Consider the following 18685-nt stretch of genomic DNA (forward strand, 5'->3'; position numbering starts at 1 on the left):
TCAAGAACAAGCCCTTTTGCCTATCTGGTCAATATCTCTGTCTAAGTGGTTGAATAGTAGTGATAAAAGAAAAAGAAGCCCTAATGTGCTTCTTGATTCTGCCGATTGTAACAGTATTTTTGAACAAATACCATCTAGTTTTTCTTTTCCTTTGACTCTAGAGAAGATTTGATTGCTTCTCGATCCGCTTGTAGTTGGGCTAAGTTCTTTTCTGCTTCCTCAAGTTTACTGGTATCTGGTTTCACACGATAGTAAACATCTTCTGGTTTCATTAACATCGATCCATACTCTTGCCCAGAAAGTAGTCTTTCTTCAGCATGATTGCTTTTATCCGTAATCTTTCCATCATCAGCAGGTTGCATAACAACTCCACTTGGCACAGCCACTACTACAAATCCTCCAGCAACAGAATCTTTTACCCACGCACTGATAGAAGCTGTCTCAGGATTACGACTATCTTGACCTTTTGATACCTTTAATCCAACTACAGATTCGTACTTTTGATCATTTGTAAACCAAGTCGCATCTACTTCTCCAGAATCATTAATAATGTATTCATTACCAGATTGACTACGCCAAGTGCCTTCTAAACTAGACAAATCATTGTTCTTGATTGCTTCAATATCTAGTTTTGGAACGGCAGCTTCATTCTTTAGCTTGCTAACAAGTGCTTCTGCTTCCGTAATTTTGGTATCTAAAGCAGTCAGTTGATCCTTGAGTTTTTGGATTTCCTCTTGTTTATCCTTATCAGTCTCATCTGTTTTCCCTTGGCTTGTAGACGATTGACTTGTTGACTCTGTAGTTGAAACGGCAGACGATGCTTGATTTGACTCTTTCTTTCCAATCAGAGAATGCGAGAAAACACTTACTAGGATTAGAGTAACTAAAACAGCGAGGACTATCCCAATATAGATCTTGATATTTCTAGCTCCTCTCGCAAACTTTTTAGTTGACTGCGCCTCTGCTAATTCTGATTCCGTCGGCTTGCGACCATTCGCCTCCTCAAATTGTTTTACCCATTCTTTCTTATTCATAATTTTCTCCTTTTTGATTTATATTCAGCCAAGCTTGCGAGACTTCATCCGTTATTATCCATGGATTTTTATAATTTTTAGAAAATCTATGCAAAAAATTCTAAAATGATTAACAGCCTATAGTCCTCTAAAACGGAACGAAAACAAGTGCTTGTTAATATATATTATACCACAAAATATAAATTTTAGTTTTTATTTATAAGCAGGAGACACAGACGTTAAACAGAACCCATCTCATATGTTCCACCTTTCCTATATTTACAAAAAAAGAGGCCCATTAGGGCTTCTTGATTCTGCCGATTGCAGGGCTTGAACCTGTGACCTACGCGTTACGAGTGCGTTGCTCTACCAACTGAGCTAAATCGGCGATTACCCTTTTAGTATAGCACTCTGAGAATAGATGTCAAGAAATTTTCATCTCCATTAGAAAAAGCCTGTCCTGAGACAAGGCTTTTACATATATCTCTTTTAAATCTCCCATTTTCATAGAAATCTAAATAATATATTTATAAATCAATACTTTCACAAAACTATGTCATCACCTCACTATCTAATCTCAGTACATAAACCATTTTTTCTATAGCTTTTGTCTTAATCTTTATTTTTTCTCTTCAATCCAAGAAAAGCTCCTACTATAAACATTATTCCGGCAGCTAATAGTGTCTGGGCTCCGCTTGCTGTTCCGGTTTTTGGCAACTCATTAGGATTGTTACTAGTTGATTTACTATTGATGTTGGTATTTTTATTAGTTAAGTTCCCTTCTTCATTTAGATAAACGTTCTTGTTAATTTCAAAATTTTTATCATTTTCATCAGAAACAATACTGTTGACATCATTAGTTGAATTAGATTGTATTTTTTCTTTCTTTTTCGATACATCAAAAGTAGGTTTATTTTCCTCCTCCTTTTTCTCCTCTATTTTCTTGAATACAGGTTTTATAAAGGTATCTTTTGATAGATTAAGAACATAGCCAGCGTCTTTTTTACTTTCGAAACCAGAAATTTCCCAACCATCAAATTGATAGCCTTTTTCTAATTCACCCTTATAGACAGGTAAAATAAAATCTTCTTCCGACACTATCGTTGAACTCATTTCTTTTCCATTTTGAATGGTCACAGTTACCCTATGAGGTTTTAATTCACTTACCTCTCCCGTATCTTTGTTTAAAATGAATTCTTTTACGGTCGTATTTCTTGCAAAATCTTTTACAACAATCTTAATGTTTAGTGTCTTATCTGTTATTTGTTTAATATCATCAAATGATTTATATTCTTTTCCATTTACATAAATATGTTGTTCTTGAATCTCACCATCGAATCCATTATTTCTTTTATCATTGATGTTAAAGACTACAGATTTTCCATTAGCATATTCGATACTAGTATTTCCCTTAGGATCAATGCTTACTTCTGGTTTTACATTATCATATAAAAATTGATAGTGTACTCCGACCGCTTTCGCATTCAAATCGCTATAGCCAGTTTGAAGATAAACATTTCCATCCATATCTGTTACCTTGTCTGGAAATCCGTTTGCTTTATAGTCTTTCATTCCCCAGTCCATGATGTCGCCGTCTTTAACATTAAGCTTAATGTTAAAATCTCTAGTGTTATCAATATGTAAATCTCCGTAGATTAAATAATTATCTACAACCGATTCATTAACTCTCAACTCCCAGTTAAAACCACCCTTATCAGAAATCTTACCTCTTAAATAAAATTCTGGATTTCGTACATAAATTTTATTAGATTTAGATGGATTAAAGTAGTTCTTGTCCATTGAAAGATTTACTGGTTTGGTATCAATAAATAACGTGGAGCCATCTTCTTTTATAGCTTCTACATTGGACTTATCCTCTCCAGTGTACTCTTTACCATCCTTACCAAATAATACAAGTTTAGAAGGATCTGTTACAAGATTGCCATCGTTATCGATTGCTTCCCCTTTATCGTTCATTTTAAATGTAAACACTTGATACCTTACAATGTTAAAGCCGTCCAAAGCCGACATTAATACTGATTGAGTACTTCTTCCATCTTCAACATTTCTACTATCAGCATAAATTGTTGTTTCTGATAAGACTCTTAGATTAGGATTGGCCTTTTGTATTTTTGCTATATCTTCCTTGCTATAGACTCCATTTCCTTCTAACATATCCGTTTTTCCAGGATTATAGGTAGTCACTTTTAGTGCATAGCCTTTTCTTAGAATGATGTTATCCTTTAATAGATATTGTTGTTTTTCTGAATCAGAATAGATTTTACCAGATTCCATGTCCGTTAAATTGTTTGGTTTATTTTTTGAAAGATCTCCTTCTCCTAATTCTATTACATTCCCATAACTTGATGCATACGGATATTCTGCTTTAGTTTCCTTATTTTTTTCAGGCATTCTAATTTTAGTTTCAGCTTTTATCTGATCATCATCTTTCACAAAGAATCTCATATCTCCTGCAAAAGCTAATCCATCCACAATATCATTAATATTAGCGTATAAATCAAATGTCATCGTTTTTGAATGCGAATCATACTTGGTCGTTTTGATTTCTATCGATTTATAGTTATTTCCATAGTATACCTTGGCATTTCTAGAAACATTACTGATCATTCCAAGAATTTCAAAGTGTCCATCTTTAGATGGGTTTAGAATGCCATAAATTTTTGATTTGATTTCATCAAGTTTTTCAGTTTCATATTGTAAGGCACTACCATCGTCATATGCAATAATATTTCCCTTATCATCGTATTTATAATCGTACTCCTCTATTCTCTTACCAGTTTCACTTGTAAAGTCATCAACTTCTCTATATTTCTTTTTAATGAGTTTCTTTAAGTCTTTACTTTCAAAATCTCTAATTGTTGAAATAGTTTTATGAATAGTCAAGCTAGATTTTTCTTCGATAGACTCTTCATTTTCTTGAAGATGATGTTCTACCTCCGTTGTATCTTTTTTTAGACTACCCTCTTTTCTATTTTCTAAATTTTTAAATTTAGATTCGGAAATCTCGCCAAGCTTTTGGTATTTAGATGAATCTTGATCAGGATCTACTAGATAATAGGAAATCATCCCCTTTTCATCAGCATGATCAGCAAATTTAATTCTATGAATCTTTGTGAAATTGCTAGAACCGTCTAATGCAATCACTTCAATGATTTTGCCTCTTAAATCTCCTGCACCTTTAATTTCATAAATGGTATTTCCGTCTTTGTCAAGTTTTCTATTTCTTCCTTGACCCTCACCTGCATAAGTTACTTCAAGATTTTTCTCAACCTCTCCATCTTCATTAACAAGAGCGGCGCCAGCATACCAAACTTCGTTGGCAATTTCGTCAAATTTTTCAGGATGTTCTTTTTGATCTCTCGCAAATAGCGTTTCATTCTTGTATTGCTCTTTGACCTTGTGATAAGTATCCTTTGTAATTAACTTAATTTTTTCAGGGTTTGAAAAATCAATTGAAACAATCTTTGGAGGTGTGTTATCAATTTTTACAGGGATATAAGAAACCTGCCATGGGTAATCCTTGGTTAATCTATATTTAAATTTATAGAAATATTGGCCTTCCGCAATCGGTTCAAATTGTCCTCGTATCTTAGTAGCAGGATCTTTTTTGTCATTACTTTCTGGGGCATTTTCTTCTCTACCTCTAGGGTTATAAATGAGTCCATCCCATTTCAAGTCACCCCAAACTTTTAGCTTAGAAGATTTAATGCCCTTTGCATCATTTCTTTTAGAGTTTAAAATTCCTTTAATAAAGTGTTCTCTCGAAATGACTTTTAAGTCTTTTTGATTTCCTCCCTCTTTATTTGTATTTACTATTGAAATCAATCCTTCTTCTGCACTTCTTAATACAAGTGGAGAAGGCGTTAATCCTCTCTCAAGTTGAGCATCTTGAGGATTTCCATTTGAATCTAAAGGATAAATTTTAGCAATATTAGAACCACTCGTTGATGGTGCGTTGATTCCTTCGTTATTGAAAGCAAATAATTCTGGATTTTGATCTAGGGATGTTGTATTTTTATCTTTTCTATTTTGTATAACTCCTGCTGGATTAAATTTATCTATACCATGTTCTCCACCAATCCCCTTATTTAAGGTACCTGGAATTTTTGGTTTACCATCATCATCATAACCTTCCATTGCTTTTGATTTTGATCCTTCTTCCCAGGCCCATTTATCAAGGATTGGTTCGTGGTTCCAATTCCCAGCAAATCCCATTAGAGGCATCGATAAAGAAGGTTGGAAGTTTCTTTTCTTACCGTTGGAGTTTAGAGCTTCCATTTCTTCCACTGACTCAAAATGAATAAATGATTCTACGAATTTATTTTTGTTTTTAGCCTCTCCAACATTTATAACCGCATTTAAATCAAAGCTGGAATTTGGACCTATAGTGAAAGTGTCATGCTCAAATGTGATATTTGCTCCTTTGACTTTTTCTGGGTGAATTTCTGGAACAATTTGCTTCCCGTCCGGAGATTTTTCATCTTTATATGTTTCATCGAGTTTTAGCCTATCAGTTAGAGCATCTGTAGTTACAGTTGATGCAGAAACTTTAAAGGTTAAAGGTCTATTTGAGGTATTGTGAAGCTTGATTGTAAAGTATTTTTTATCACCTTTTATTTCTTTAAGAGAAATGGAACCATATGAATTTACCAAACCTTTAGAATCTGTATTTTTGAAAGTTGCTACAACTTCATTTCTCAATGCATTGGCAACATTAATTAGCCCTGCCCCCTGTTGTCTAGGTGATGCAAAGTATTGACTTTTTTCTTTCCAAGAAGTCGCATCCATCATAGGTCTCGCAGTATTTTGTAGGGCTATTTTTGTAAGACTTGTAAGGTCTATTTTGTCATCTCCCTTAAGATTTTTCAAGACAGGTCTTTCAAGCAATTCCTTTAATTTTGGTCGAATCAAAACAGTAGAAGCTGCTACAATTGGAGTTGCCATGCTAGTTCCTGACATATAGCCATAAGTTGATTTCCCATTAATGACATTGAGAGTGGATTTAATGTTTTTACCAGGTGCTGAAACATCCGGTTTTAAAAGTAAATCTGTTCTCGGTCCCCAAGATGTGGACCCTGCTGGAACTATAATATCTTCTTTATACAGTTCTTTGTCTGTGTCAGGTGCAAATTTAAAGTCAATTTCTTTTTCGTCACCTACATTTGGTTTATTAGAATTATAGCTTTCCATATTAATTGGATAGTATTGTTCTAAGTTATCTTTAAAATCTTCCTTATTATTTCTTTTGACTTCAGTTTTTTTATCAGGGTTAATCATGTTCCATAATTTTACACCATCATCTCCTGAAATTGAAAATACTTGACTTTTAGTCCCTTCATCTGCTTCATATCCCATAGCTGGAAGGTCTGTCCAATTATCTCTATTGTAGTAATTTACAGTATTTACAACCATAATGGCACGTGCGCCTTTATCCATAGCTCTTTTAAAAGCATCTTTTAAATCCTTGGTATAAATTCTATCCATTACTGCAATTTTGCCCTTAAGATCCAATCCTATCAGATCCTGATCTTGACCTTTGCCTATATATACAAATTTTAATTTATTTGGAGTTTTTGAACCATCCTCATTTGTCAGGATTTTATTTTTATCGAAAAAAGCCCCTATATTTCTGTATTTAAAACTTTGTCCTCCAATGTTAACCTTATCAAACTCAATGGTTTGATTTTTAGCAGAAGCGACCGCTATCGCATCTTCATGTGCGGCAGTTCGTGTTACATTTCCAGTATCTGTCATTTTCAGATTATTATTGGCTACTAAATCCCAAGAAGAACTTGAAGCAGAAGTCGCAAAGTTACCTGTAGCAACAACCATTGGGATTCCTGCTTTTCTTAATGCTCTAATAGCTTGCCAATATTTCTCGCCTACAAGACCTGTTCCCGTAAAGCCAGATGATACCGAAACAACATCGACATTGTGTTTGATCGAATCTTCAATAGCATGAAACATTGTTTCATCACCCGCAAACCCAGATCCTGCGTCAGAGTACATTTTATAAGAGAAAATTTGTGCATTAGGTGCAATTCCATCTATTCCATTAAAGTTCTTGATGTCTTTTTCAGTATCATTTCCAGCAAGAATCCCTGCAATATGCATCCCATGTGGATCAAAATAATCCCTTCCATCATCATATTTTTCTACAGTGATTTTACCACCATTATAATAATTGAACGCATGAGGGATTTTATCACTCAACCAATAATTTTTATCAGTGCCTTTTAAGTCATCTTTTTTAAATTTCATTGAGTCTTTGGCATCATCATCGATTCTCATAGCCTTATGCCTATAATCTGTTCCAGTATCGATATTTGAAATGACCATACCTCTACCATCAAAATTTTTCCCAAATGGAGCATTAATAGACTTTAGGTAATCAATAGCTTCCTCAACTCCAATTTCCTTTCTGGCATGATTCATCATTGGTTGGACCTTTTGTGATCGTTCAATTGATGAAATACCTTCTATTTGTTTAATTTTGTCCAAATTATCTGGAGTTGTTTCAATGGCAGTGCCATTAAAAATCGTATTATAGGTATATAAAACTTTTGTATCCTTAAGATTTGATAGTTCCTTAATTACTTTTTCTCCAGATTCTTTATCTTTAAATTCAGCAATATAGACAACTTTATCTTCTTTTTTCGGATTTTCTGTATCTTTATTTACAAATGAGTTCGCATCATCTCCTTTGGATTGATTGGAGTCTTCTTTGATACTTTCTACTTCGTTACTAGTTTTTTTGTCTATCTCAGACTTTCTACTAACAACTTCTTTTTCCTCAATAACTGTTGTCTTCTTCTCCTCAGTATCCTTTGAAGTTTCTATAACATTATGAAGTTCTTCAGATTGTTCATTGTTTTCTGTTTCTTTATCTGCTACTACTTTTTCTTTATCTGCTACTACTTTTTCTTTATCTGCTACTACTTTTTCTTTATCAGAAATTCTTAAAGTATCTTCAGAACTAGGTGCATCTGCTAAAATTACCTCATTTGGGGCATATGCTGCTAGAATAACTGCAGCAGTAGTTAATGACAATACCGTACTTTTTTTCATTATAATTCCTTCATTTTTTATTTTAAACCCAATAGATAGAAAACTTTAACCTTGCTAGCCTTTGTTATAAAAAGTTTTATGACGTATTATCTAGTGGGATAGAGTAGTACATTTATATATAATTGTTAGCTCTCTGAAAAATAGTATATCAATTAAAAAATTTTAAGTCAAGAAAAATTAACACGCATTAATTTTTTTTTTAATGTACATTAAAAAATATAAACCCAAAACTTTCGTAGTTAACTGGGATACATTATCAGCACATTCACACCATCAAAAATAGTATCAATCAACTGGAATAATTACCAAAATCTCAAAAAGGGGTATGGATAGAATTTATGCCTTAATAAACATGCAAAAACAACCGCTATAATTTTCAACGGTTGTTTGTAACATATTTAATTTTCAACTCTCATCCTATTTTATATCTTACGAACCCGCACTTTCGTAGGCATCCAAGCCTCTGCCCCATAGTTTCAAAGAAATCAGAAAGAAGACAAGAGAAATCAGAATTAACCCACCAATGTTAAAGAGCCCGTCTTTGTCCTGCAAGAAATAGCTGGCAGGATAGTAAGCTGTAAAGGCAAAGGGGATGATAAAGCTAATCAACCAACGAAGAAGCGAATTGTAAATGGAAATCGGATACTTGGCAAAGTCATTAAACATATAAAAAATGTAAATCATGGCGCCTGACTGCTTAGTCCAAAAAGCGATACTGGCAGTCGCGATTTTCAAGGAAGTATAAATCAAGGTCGCAAAGGGAATACAGACTAGGAAAAGCAGGAATTTTGGAAGAGTCCAAGCAATGCTTGATACTGTTGTCGCTAGTAAAATTCCACCGACCAATAGTTCGCCCAGGGCATCAATCTGAAAGGTCTCAACGAGGATATGGAAGAGCGGATTGATGGGACGTGTTAGATACTTGTCAAACTCCCCTTTTCGGACTAGTCGTTGACCTAGTGCCCAGAGATTGTCAAAAAAGAGATGGTCCAATCCCTTGGGAATCAAAGAAAATCCATAGATAAAGGCAATCTCTTGAAAGGTCCAGCCTTCTAGGGATGGAATATGTTGAAAGATGACATTGAGAAACAAGAGGTTCAAACCTTGGGTCAAAAAAACTCCTAGCACACCAACCACAAAATCCACCTTGTATTCCATGATTTGCTTGATGTATTGTCTGATAAAAATCAGATGCATGCGTTGATATTTTTTCATACTAACCTCCCTGAATAGTGATGAAGGACTGGACTCGTTTCCAAATCAACTGAGACAGACCCACCATCACTAAGAGCCAGAAAAACTGAAGCAAAAGCGCATGAAGAATCCGACTAGCATCGTATTTCCCAACGATAATCATGACCGGAGTATAGATCAAGGATGAGAAAGGCAAGAAAGACAAAATATCTGAAACCACCTTAGGAAAGAAAGCCAAGGGAATCAAGCTTCCAGACATAAAGGCCACTATGGAAGTCTTGAGTAGATTGGAACCCCATAGATTTTTAAATACAAAGGCTGAAAATCCAAAGCAGATATTAAAGAAAAAGTTAATCAGGTAGGCCAGCATCAAGCTAAAGAGATAAAGGATAGTTAAGCCCAGCACTTCTACAATCCCTTGTCCAGATAAGATTTTCATCAATACAATGACACTTAAAAATGGCAGTCCAACAGAGATAAAAATCAACCACTTGGAACCAAGTTCGGTGAAGAGATAAGAGGCCGCAAAATGCACTGGTCGCAGCAAGCGCATGATAATGGATCCGTCCTTGACCTCCTCCCCAATCATAAAAGAGCTATCCGACTTGGTCAAAAGATTGGTCACAAAACTCATGATGATGTAGAGGGTGATATCTGCCATACTGAATCCCTGAATCAAGGACTCTTGCGAGGAATCAAAGACTGCCTTCCAGAGATAGAAAGCCACAAAAGCTCCCATCACATCGCCAATCCGATAAAGAAGAAAATTCACTCTATAGGTAATCAACTCCTGAATCCCTGCATTGATAAAGGGTTTATAACGTCTCCACAATTTGACCATCTTAGAGCTCCTTTCGGTAGAAGCGACGGATAATATCCTCAATATCCGTATCCACCATTTTCAAATCACGGATTTCAAAATCAGACAGGGTTTGCTTGATAATATCAGCTGACTGGTAGCGGGAACTATCGAATTCAATATTAAGGCTATTTCCTTGTCTATCAATGGTCATGTCGGGCAAGCCTTCATAGTAAGAGACGAGATGACTTTGACCTGGCACGAGTTCAAAGGAAAGAGTCTTCATCTTGCCAAAGGTTTCCTTGAGCTGGCTGACCGTTCCATCAAAAATCTCCTGCCCCTTGTCAATCATAAAAATTCGATCACAAAGCTGCTCAATATCGCTCAGGTCATGAGTGGTCAAGAGAATGGTTGTTGCTTCCTCTTGATTGATCTGAGTAATGGCCCGACGAATGTTATCCTTGACCGAAACGTCTAAACCAATGGTCGGCTCATCTAAAAAGAGGACTTTAGGATTGTGGAGCAAGGAAGCCGCAATATCTGCCCGCATCCGTTGACCTAGTGAAAGAGTCCGCACGGGATCCTTGATAAAGTCCTTCAAATCCAAAACTTCATTCAAAAAGTCCATGCGCTTGTGGAAGAGCGAATCCGGCACATCGTATATCTCTTTCAAAACCGTGTAGGTCTCTTGCAGTGCCAAATCCCACCATAGCTGGGTGCGTTGTCCAAAAACCACCCCAATATCCTTAACATAATCTTGGCGATTGTCTTGCGGAATCTTGCCGTTAATCCGACAAAAACCAGATGTCGGTTTTAAAATCCCTGTCAGCATTTTGATGGTTGTCGACTTCCCAGCACCATTGGCCCCGATAAAGCCTAAAATTTGGCCTTTTGGAACTTCAAAGGTCAAATCTTTAACCGCTTCAAAGGTCTGCTTTTCAGGATGAATAAAGGAGCGCAAAGCCCCCTTTAACCCCGGCTCCTTTACTGTCTTCACAAAATTTTTCTGAAGATGTTCCACTTCTATCATTGACATATCTATCTCCCTATCGCAAGGAATAGCAACATTGTATTTTTGACTACAAATATTCTAAATCCTTACTTTCTAAACCCTTTACATTTTATTCTTACAGAAGGCTTTATACCAACCTATTATAGTCCAATAAAAAATGGAATGCAAGCGTTCGCCTGAAGATTATGAAATCAGAGATTTTACTCTTAAAATAATAGTTTTAATCAAAAATCATGGTTTGATAATTTCCCTAGGACACCAAAAAACCCACCCTAATGGGCAGGTTCTTTCTGTATTGTTCAGCTAGATTATGCTTTACCTTCTGAACCGAATACGTCGATACGTTCTTCAACAGCTTCTGTAATTGCTTCGAAACCTGGTTTCAAGAATTTACGTGGGTCAAAGAGTTTCTTCTTATCGTATTCTGCTTCGTTTGCTTCGTATTCAGCAACAAATTTACGAGTTGCGTTAGCAAATGCGATTTGGCATTCAGTGTTAACGTTAACTTTCGCAACACCAAGTTTGATAGCTGCTTGGATTTGGTCATCAGGAATACCTGAACCACCATGCAATACGATTGGGAAGCCTGGAACTGCTTCTGTCAATTTTTGCAAGTGATCAAGGTGAAGACCTTTCCAGTTTGCTGGGTAAGGACCGTGGATGTTACCAATACCAGCTGCCAAGAAGTCAATACCAGTTGCAACCATTGCTTTAGCATCTTCAATTGGAGCCAATTCGCCATCACCAATGATTCCGTCTTCTTCACCACCGATAGTACCAACTTCAGCTTCTACTGATACGCCGTTTGCATGAGCAAATTCTACAACTTTACGAGCTTTTTCAAGGTTTTCTTCAACTGGAAGGTGTGAACCGTCAAACATAACTGAAGTATAACCAACTCGGATACATTCAAGTGCATCTTCATAATGACCATGGTCAAGGTGAATAGCAACTGGTACAGTAATTCCCATTGATTCTACAAGGTTTTCGATGAGAAGTTTACATACTTTGTAACCACCCATGTATTTCGCAGCACCCATAGAAGTTTGGATCAAAACTGGAGCTTTTTTAGCTTCTGCTGCACGCAAGATAGCTTGAGTCCACTCAAGGTTGTTTGTGTTAAATCCACCAACTGCATAACCGTTGTCACGAGCTGCTTGGACAAATTTTTCTGCTGAAACGATTGCCATTTGTCAGGCCTCCTATATATTTTTTGGGACATCCCATTTACATTGTTCATTTTATCACTTTTTGATAAAAAAAGCTAGTTTTTCCCATGCTTTAGATTGAATTTCTTCTAATCCAATCAATGTAAACCCTTTCTTTTTTAATCTTGGCTAACTCTAGGAAAGCGTATAAAGAAAGTCAAGCGATCATCCTGCCTTTCAAAACGATAAGGCAATTTCTCATGTTCTAATAAACTTTTGACCACAAAGATCCCCATCCCCGAACCCTTGGCCTTGCGACTAGCATTTCCAGAAAAAGACTGGGCCAATTGTTCTTGTTCTTCAGGACTACAGCTATTCTCGATAAAGAGTTCTCCTTCTCTCTCGCCAATGTAGACCAGGCCACCTGGAGTGGAGTGCTTGATAGCATTACTGATGAGATTCGATAGGATTAGTTTCATGACAGATGGGTTTATGTATGCCTGCTGATGGGTTAGGTTAATGTCTACCTGAAGTTCTCTCTCCTTGGCTAGTAAAGCATAATTCTTGACTAGACTTTGCGTCATCTGAAGGAGGTCAACCTTTTCTTTCTCCTCTCGCAATTCCTGAACAGAAGAAAGAGACAATATCTGGAGAACGTGATGACTGAGGTCATCCACAATCCCCAAGGCAACTCCCAGATAGTGGTCTCTATCTCTATAGCGACCGATATTTTCTTTCATATTCTCAATCAGGATTTTCAAACTGGCCAGAGGTGTTTTCAATTCATGAGAAGCCCCTCGTAGAAACTCAACCTTCATCTTCTCCAGCTGGAGAATAGCTTCATTCTTGTCATGCAAGTCCGCAATAACAGTCAAAAGATGCTGGTAAAGGCTATTGATTTGTTCCTTGAGATCACCAATCTCATCCTTAGAATCTACACGCAATCGCACTTGGGCATCCAAATCCATCATCCGACGGGTCACTCGCTTGATTTCCAAAATCGGTGCAACAATGGTCCGAGCATAGATGTAGGCCACCAAGAGGGAAATCAGAAAGGATGCCAGCAAGGTATAGGGAAGAAACTGGAGACTGATCTGCTCTGCTTCTTTTTGCAAATCCATGGAAGCTAGAAACTGGAGAGTCATAGTTCCACCATCTTGCGTTTTTACCTCTCGTTCCTCAATGAAGAGTGAAGTTGTCTGGCGATCCGTGTCCAGAGGAAGATTGTCCTTGACTTCTAACTTGTCTTCGGTCATTTCTCCCTTAACAGCTCCTTTGATATCACTGCTCTGGGAATACAAGTCCAACACTTGCTCGATACTTTGCCTATCTTTTCCGTCTAGGGATTGGGCAATGGCTGTCGCTTTCTGGCCAATAGTTTCCTGACGGTGGCTCAGATAAGTAGAGGGAAAGAGAAAATAAATGGCTAAATGAAGACAAATAACCAGAACACTAAAAATCGAGAAGGTATAGATAAAAATCTTTGTAAATAAACCTGTTCGTTTCATTTTCGCTCCAATTTATAACCAACATTGCGCACAGTGAGGATACAATCCAAGTCTAGCTTTTTCCGTAATTCCTTGATATAGACATCAATGACACGATCAAAGGGAACCTCATCTGTCGCCTTCCAGACAGCATCGATAATCTGAGAACGAGTCAAGGCCCGGCCTTCATTTTTCACCAGATAGTCCAGAATTTCCAACTCCTTGGCATTGATAGCCACTTCTTGACCTGCTAGGCTTGCACTGTAACTCTCAAAGTCCACCTTGGTATCTTTATAGGAGAAGGTTCTTCCTGTATCGTAGTAGCGCTTGAAAATTGCATCCACCCTCACTTTTAAGAGAGACAGGGAGAAGGGTTTTTCCAGATAGCCGTCTGCCAGAGAAGCAAAAGCACTCATCTTGTATTCCTCATCCTGAAAGGCGGTTAACATCAGGACAGGTACCTGACTGGTTTTACGAATCTCCGCTAGGACTTCTAGGCCATTAAGCTTGGGCATCTGGATATCCAGTAGTACTAGAGCAACTTCATAGCTGGAAAACTTTTCCAGAGCTTCCTGACCATCTGCTGCTTCAATGGTTTCATAACCACAATCCGTCAAATAGTCACTGATCCCCTCACGGATCATCTCTTCATCTTCTACAATTAAAATTTTCATAGAAAAAATTTTTCACATTCCTTTAAATTTCTTGTAAATCATCTCGGTTTCACCCTGAAAGGAAGAGGCCTTATACTCAATGAAAATCAAAGAGCAAACTAGGAAGCTAGCCGCAGGCTGTACTTGAGTACGGCAAGGTGAAGCTGACGTGGTTTGAATTTGATTTTCGAAGAGTATTATCAAGATGAAATAGATAAAAATGCTACCTATATTATACCCCATTTAGGGGAGAATAGGTAGCAAGTTTTTTATTCGCTATCGAGCAAGAGCTCTTTTGGTTGTTTTCTGAGGAGATTGCTTGAGGCAAGCGCCATGACGAGAACCACTAGAACCAAGGCAAGGACAAAGACGATGATAAAGTCTGATGTCTGAATAGAAATATCTAGGCTCGACAAGGTCTTGCTAAAGCCATCTACTTCAGCACCACCACCAAGGTTAGAGGCTTGAGCAGCCTTGCTGGCTTGCTTGGCAACACCTGAAGTGACATTGGCAAGAACAGTATTTCCGATGGCACGAGCTGTGTAGTTGGCTAGGAAGTAAGCAGAAACGAGAGCAGGGATGGCAATCAAGATCGATTCGGTGATGAATTGCCCCAAGATACTTGCCTGCTTGAGACCGATAGAGAGGAGGATCCCCACTTCCTTGCGACGAGCATTGATCCAAAGGCTGAGCAAGAGTGCAAGGAGAAGAACTGAGAAGCTCAAGCTACCCCAGAAGAGGAGGTTGGCCATCTTGTACATACCAGAGATGGATTGCTCTAGAGCTGGGTAGTTAGAGGAACTCTTTACAAGTGTGTAGCTCTTCCAGTTGATACCACTGATACCATTCAACTCTTTCATGACGTCATCCAAGTTCTTGTCTGCTGTTACAAAGAAGGTTGCATCCCCATAAATAGCTGTGTCTTCTGTGTATCCATAAAGTTTTGCAGCAGTGTGAATGTCTGTGATAGCTGTATTTTCATAGAGTTCTTGTGAGTAGGTTACTGCTGACTTATTGTGACCATCAAAGAGTCCCTTGATTGTCACTTCAACTGTTTCCTTGGCTCCTTTTTCATTGTCTGCATCGTAGATATTGGAGTCTAGTTTGACCTTATCTCCGACTTTCCAGCCGTGTTTAGCAGCCAAGTCCTTGTGCATGAGGATCTTGTCTTTGTCGTCGTTGGTTAGGTGCTCACCTTCAACCAGCTTATACGAGCCAGAGACAAACTTATCTTCTTTTGAGGAGTCATTAACACCTGTAATCATCAAACTGCTTCCAAACCGTTTGGCACGGTCTGCAGTGAGATTTTTCTTGGTTTCTGGCGTTTCAATCAGGTCATATCCAGTCAAATCTCCGATAGCATTGATGCGTTTAACATAAGACTCGATGGCCTTGTTTTCGGTGATTTTTTTGATATCCTCACCCTTGATATTCCCAGAACCACGTGGCGTTCCTTGATTGACGCGACGATTGATTTGCATGGAGAAGCTATTGGTGATATTTTTAAAGGTCTCCTGAGAAGCCTTGGCTGTAGCTCCCTTGATCGACAAGCCGACCAAACTCAAGCTCGTCATGAGGAGAATAATCAGGAAGATAACAATCGATTTGAAAAACTTCCTTGTAACATAGGCAAATGCGTTGTGTAACATAGGTTCCCTTTCTAGATTTGATTTAATAATTCTATCAAAACAAGCTCATCTTATTTTGTAGTATTGCGAGTTTCAGTTAGTTTCTTATTCTTCAATTCAAGTGTAATATCTGACGCTTGTGCCACTTCTTTACTGTGGGTGACGACGATCACACATTTACCTGTTTTCTGGGCAAGTGATTTGAGCAGTTCGATAATATCTCCGGCAGTTTTAGGGTCCAGATTTCCTGTTGGCTCATCAGCTAGAATAACCGGAGCTTCTGAGACTAAACTGCGAGCGATGGCTACACGTTGCTGTTGACCACCTGATAACTGGAGAACATTCCGCTTGATCTGACTTTCATCCAAACCAAGCTCAAGAAGCGTATCCTTGCTTGCCTTTTTGTTGACCAAGCGGATATTTTCCAGCGGAGAAAGATAATCTATCAAGTTATAATTTTGAAAGACCAGGGAAATATGATGCATACGATGGTAAGAATACCCCTTATTTCGAATGTCCTCTCCTTGGAAAAGGATAGAACCTTCAACAGGACTATCTAGACCAGCCAGTAGGGACAAGAGAGTGGATTTCCCTGCTCCTGACTCACCAATGATACTATAAAATTTCCCGGGTTCAAAATTATACTTGATCTGATATAAAACTGCTTCAGCAGTGTTCTTATAACGGTAGGTAACATCTTGCAATTGTAATAAAGTCATGATTTCTCCTTCTTATACTCAATGAAAATCAAAGATTAAACTAGGAAGCTAACCGCAGGTTGCTCAAAGCACAGCTTTGAGGTTGCAGATAAGACTGACACGGTTTAAAGAGATTTTCGAAGAGTATTAACTAATAGATGATAAAATTTCTTTCGGCGATTTTCTGAATAGAAATACGAAACAAAGGGCTACAGACAAGCAACCAATCAGGAGCAGAAAGACATAGGATTCTGCAAAGGATAGGAGACTGGTTGATAGACCGCTTGCTTTGGCCAGCGTGTCTTGTAAGCTTGCCTGATCTCCACTGGCTAGTACAGTTTGGAGCAGATAGGATGTGATGGCATTTCCTGCAACAAATGCTGGAAGCAAAGCTCCGATTGATACCAAAACTACCTCTAAACAGAATTGTAGGAAGATTGAGATCTTGCTTTTTCCAAGTGCGAGTAAAATTCCCACTTCGTAGACTCTTTCTCTCAACCAGAGAGACAAGACCAAAATCAAAGATCCTGCTCCTGCTATCAACATCCCATAAAGGAAGATGGTGAGGAAGGTTTGGAAGGTTGCAACTGAGTCTTTGATTTGTTCAAAGGCCTTGTTTTCCTTCTCAACTTGGTAACCTTGACTTTCTAAAGCCAAGTTTTCCACCTGCTTCATGAGTCCGTCCATTTCCTTAGGATTTTCTACATAGAAGCGCGCTGCACTGACTTGCGGTTCACTATTTCCCAGAAGCGTTTGGCTACTTTCATAGTCTGTAAAGACCTGGTTTTCACTGAAGTCGGAAGACAAACCTGTGAACTTTTCTTGTTTTTTACCAGAAAAGATGCCGACAATTTCAAATTCAACTGTTTGCCCTTTTCCAGCTTCGGACTGACCAGCATCCAAGCCAATCTTGTCATGAAGCGAAAGACCGTTCTTCTTAGCCAACTCTTCGTGGATGAGGATTTTCTTGGAGTCTCCTTTTTGAAGGTGTCGCCCTTCTTTTAAATTGAAAGCCGAACTGGTAAAGGTGACATCCTTGGATGAATCTTCAAGAGCCGTTAAGCTAACCAAGTTCTTGTCCGCGGCTGACAAATCATCACGTTCTACGCTCTGCTCACCACTCACCGCTTCCTTGTCTTTCAGTTTTGCGACCGTTTCGAGTTCAGGAGAGACATTTTCCAGTCCCTTAATCTTGCTCACGGATGCTAGGTCAGACAACTTGAAGGTCTGTCCATTTTCTATCTTTTTGATAGAAAAAGATGTATTGAGTGATTTGTAAAGATTGCTTTCTACTGTTTTGTTGGACTTCATCAGAGTCAAACAGGCTGAAATTCCTGCCAAAAGGACAAATAAAATCAGAAATAAAATAAAACTTCTCAGTCGTTTTCTGCTGACATAAGCCCAAGCTCTTTGGATTGGATTCATTTGTCACCTCCATATTTGTAAGACTATTATAAAATCCAAATATGAAATGTTTATGAAATCAAAAAAATTTTTGAAAAAAACAAAAAAGCTAGCGAACGCTAACTTTTCTCATATAGAATGCGTTTTACCAATCAAAAATATACTCCATTTTATAAATGCTGGAACCGTCTTTCAGCTTAGCATTTTCCATTTCCTAAGTTCTTCATTTTCTGACTTGTGTCTGAGAAAATTCTTGATAGAATGAAATGGAAAACTCAGTTTAAATGTTCTGATACAATGACTGTTCTTGATGCCAATATTTTTCGAGATACGAAACGTAGCCTCTAGTCTTCTTTGTAAAAACAAAAAGAGCTAGCCAAAGCTAACTCTTATCCTATGCGGAGAGAGGGACTTGAACCCTCACGACCTAAAGCGGTCACAGGATCCTTAGTCCTGCGCGTCTGCCAATTCCGCCATCCCCGCGTCGATTACTTTACTAGTATATCAACTTTCAAAATCTTTGTCAACACTTTTTTCAGATTTTTTTCATTTTTCCAAGG

General features: G+C 37.8%; 11 protein-coding genes and 2 tRNA genes. All 13 read right to left on the minus strand.

From position 1 onward, the window contains the following. Nucleotides 1-134 precede the first annotated feature (134 nt). The 13 genes from HMPREF1516_RS05065 to HMPREF1516_RS05130 all read right to left on the minus strand — a co-directional run bounded on the left by HMPREF1516_RS05065 (nucleotide 135) and on the right by HMPREF1516_RS05130 (nucleotide 18608). A complete protein-coding gene (locus HMPREF1516_RS05065) occupies nucleotides 135-1034 on the minus strand; it encodes a DUF6287 domain-containing protein (RefSeq protein ID WP_033605944.1) in 900 nt (299 codons plus the stop codon). Between the two features lie 294 nt (nucleotides 1035-1328). Continuing rightward, a tRNA-Thr gene (locus HMPREF1516_RS05070) sits at nucleotides 1329-1401 on the minus strand. Nucleotides 1402-1625: 224 nt separating this feature from the next. Further along, a complete protein-coding gene (locus HMPREF1516_RS05075; RefSeq protein WP_033605945.1) occupies nucleotides 1626-8102 on the minus strand; it encodes a S8 family peptidase in 6477 nt (2158 codons plus the stop codon). 429 nt (nucleotides 8103-8531) lie between these two features. Continuing rightward, nucleotides 8532-9317 (minus strand): ABC transporter permease, encoded by a 786-nt coding sequence (locus HMPREF1516_RS05080; protein ID WP_033605946.1) that lies wholly within the window; start codon nucleotides 9315-9317, stop codon nucleotides 8532-8534. Between the two features lies 1 nt (nucleotide 9318). Further along, complete coding sequence (locus HMPREF1516_RS05085) at nucleotides 9319-10137, minus strand: ABC transporter permease (RefSeq protein WP_033605947.1); 819 nt, start codon at nucleotides 10135-10137, stop codon at nucleotides 9319-9321. A gap of 1 nt (nucleotide 10138) precedes the next feature. Then, entirely contained in the window at nucleotides 10139-11131 is a 993-nt protein-coding gene (locus HMPREF1516_RS05090; RefSeq protein WP_033605948.1) for an ABC transporter ATP-binding protein, read from the minus strand. Nucleotides 11132-11415: 284 nt separating this feature from the next. After that, nucleotides 11416-12297: a class II fructose-bisphosphate aldolase gene (locus HMPREF1516_RS05095; RefSeq protein WP_001019007.1), complete on the minus strand. Its 882-nt coding sequence runs from the start codon at nucleotides 12295-12297 to the stop codon at nucleotides 11416-11418. A 137-nt stretch (nucleotides 12298-12434) separates the two neighbouring features. Further along, nucleotides 12435-13763 (minus strand): sensor histidine kinase VncS, encoded by a 1329-nt coding sequence (vncS, locus tag HMPREF1516_RS05100; protein ID WP_033605949.1) that lies wholly within the window; start codon nucleotides 13761-13763, stop codon nucleotides 12435-12437. Then, entirely contained in the window at nucleotides 13760-14416 is a 657-nt protein-coding gene (vncR, locus tag HMPREF1516_RS05105; protein WP_033605950.1) for a response regulator transcription factor VncR, read from the minus strand. The genes vncS and vncR overlap by 4 nt, the downstream gene beginning before the upstream one ends. A gap of 248 nt (nucleotides 14417-14664) precedes the next feature. Continuing rightward, nucleotides 14665-16044, minus strand: a complete 1380-nt coding sequence (gene vex3, locus HMPREF1516_RS05110; protein ID WP_000903009.1) for an ABC transporter permease subunit Vex3 — start codon at nucleotides 16042-16044, stop codon at nucleotides 14665-14667. A 50-nt stretch (nucleotides 16045-16094) separates the two neighbouring features. Continuing rightward, nucleotides 16095-16742, minus strand: coding sequence for an ABC transporter ATP-binding subunit Vex2 (vex2, locus tag HMPREF1516_RS05115; RefSeq protein WP_000173738.1), 648 nt, complete (start codon nucleotides 16740-16742; stop codon nucleotides 16095-16097). 126 nt (nucleotides 16743-16868) lie between these two features. Continuing rightward, on the minus strand, nucleotides 16869-18146 hold the full coding sequence (locus HMPREF1516_RS05125) for an ABC transporter permease (protein WP_001068251.1): 1278 nt from the start codon (nucleotides 18144-18146) through the stop codon (nucleotides 16869-16871). A 376-nt stretch (nucleotides 18147-18522) separates the two neighbouring features. Beyond that, nucleotides 18523-18608, minus strand: a tRNA-Leu gene (locus HMPREF1516_RS05130). Between the last annotated feature and the right edge of the window lie 77 nt (nucleotides 18609-18685).

Source organism: Streptococcus sp. CM6 (assembly GCF_000526095.1).
In the GTDB taxonomy this organism is placed as follows: Bacteria; Bacillota; Bacilli; order Lactobacillales; family Streptococcaceae; genus Streptococcus; species Streptococcus oralis_BW.

Bases quoted from the DNA above. Each gene is read 5' to 3' on its own strand.
- vncS (WP_033605949.1), bottom strand. From the start codon at position 13,763: ATGAAACGAACAGGTTTATTTACAAAGATTTTTATCTATACCTTCTCG.
- HMPREF1516_RS05085 (WP_033605947.1), bottom strand. From the start codon at position 10,137: ATGGTCAAATTGTGGAGACGTTATAAACCCTTTATCAATGCAGGGATT.
- HMPREF1516_RS05090 (WP_033605948.1), bottom strand. From the start codon at position 11,131: ATGTCAATGATAGAAGTGGAACATCTTCAGAAAAATTTTGTGAAGACA.
- HMPREF1516_RS05075 (WP_033605945.1), bottom strand. From the start codon at position 8,102: ATGAAAAAAAGTACGGTATTGTCATTAACTACTGCTGCAGTTATTCTA.
- vex2 (WP_000173738.1), bottom strand. From the start codon at position 16,742: ATGACTTTATTACAATTGCAAGATGTTACCTACCGTTATAAGAACACT.
- HMPREF1516_RS05065 (WP_033605944.1), bottom strand. From the start codon at position 1,034: ATGAATAAGAAAGAATGGGTAAAACAATTTGAGGAGGCGAATGGTCGC.
- vex3 (WP_000903009.1), bottom strand. From the start codon at position 16,044: ATGTTACACAACGCATTTGCCTATGTTACAAGGAAGTTTTTCAAATCG.
- HMPREF1516_RS05095 (WP_001019007.1), bottom strand. From the start codon at position 12,297: ATGGCAATCGTTTCAGCAGAAAAATTTGTCCAAGCAGCTCGTGACAAC.
- HMPREF1516_RS05080 (WP_033605946.1), bottom strand. From the start codon at position 9,317: ATGAAAAAATATCAACGCATGCATCTGATTTTTATCAGACAATACATC.
- vncR (WP_033605950.1), bottom strand. From the start codon at position 14,416: ATGAAAATTTTAATTGTAGAAGATGAAGAGATGATCCGTGAGGGGATC.
- HMPREF1516_RS05125 (WP_001068251.1), bottom strand. From the start codon at position 18,146: ATGAATCCAATCCAAAGAGCTTGGGCTTATGTCAGCAGAAAACGACTG.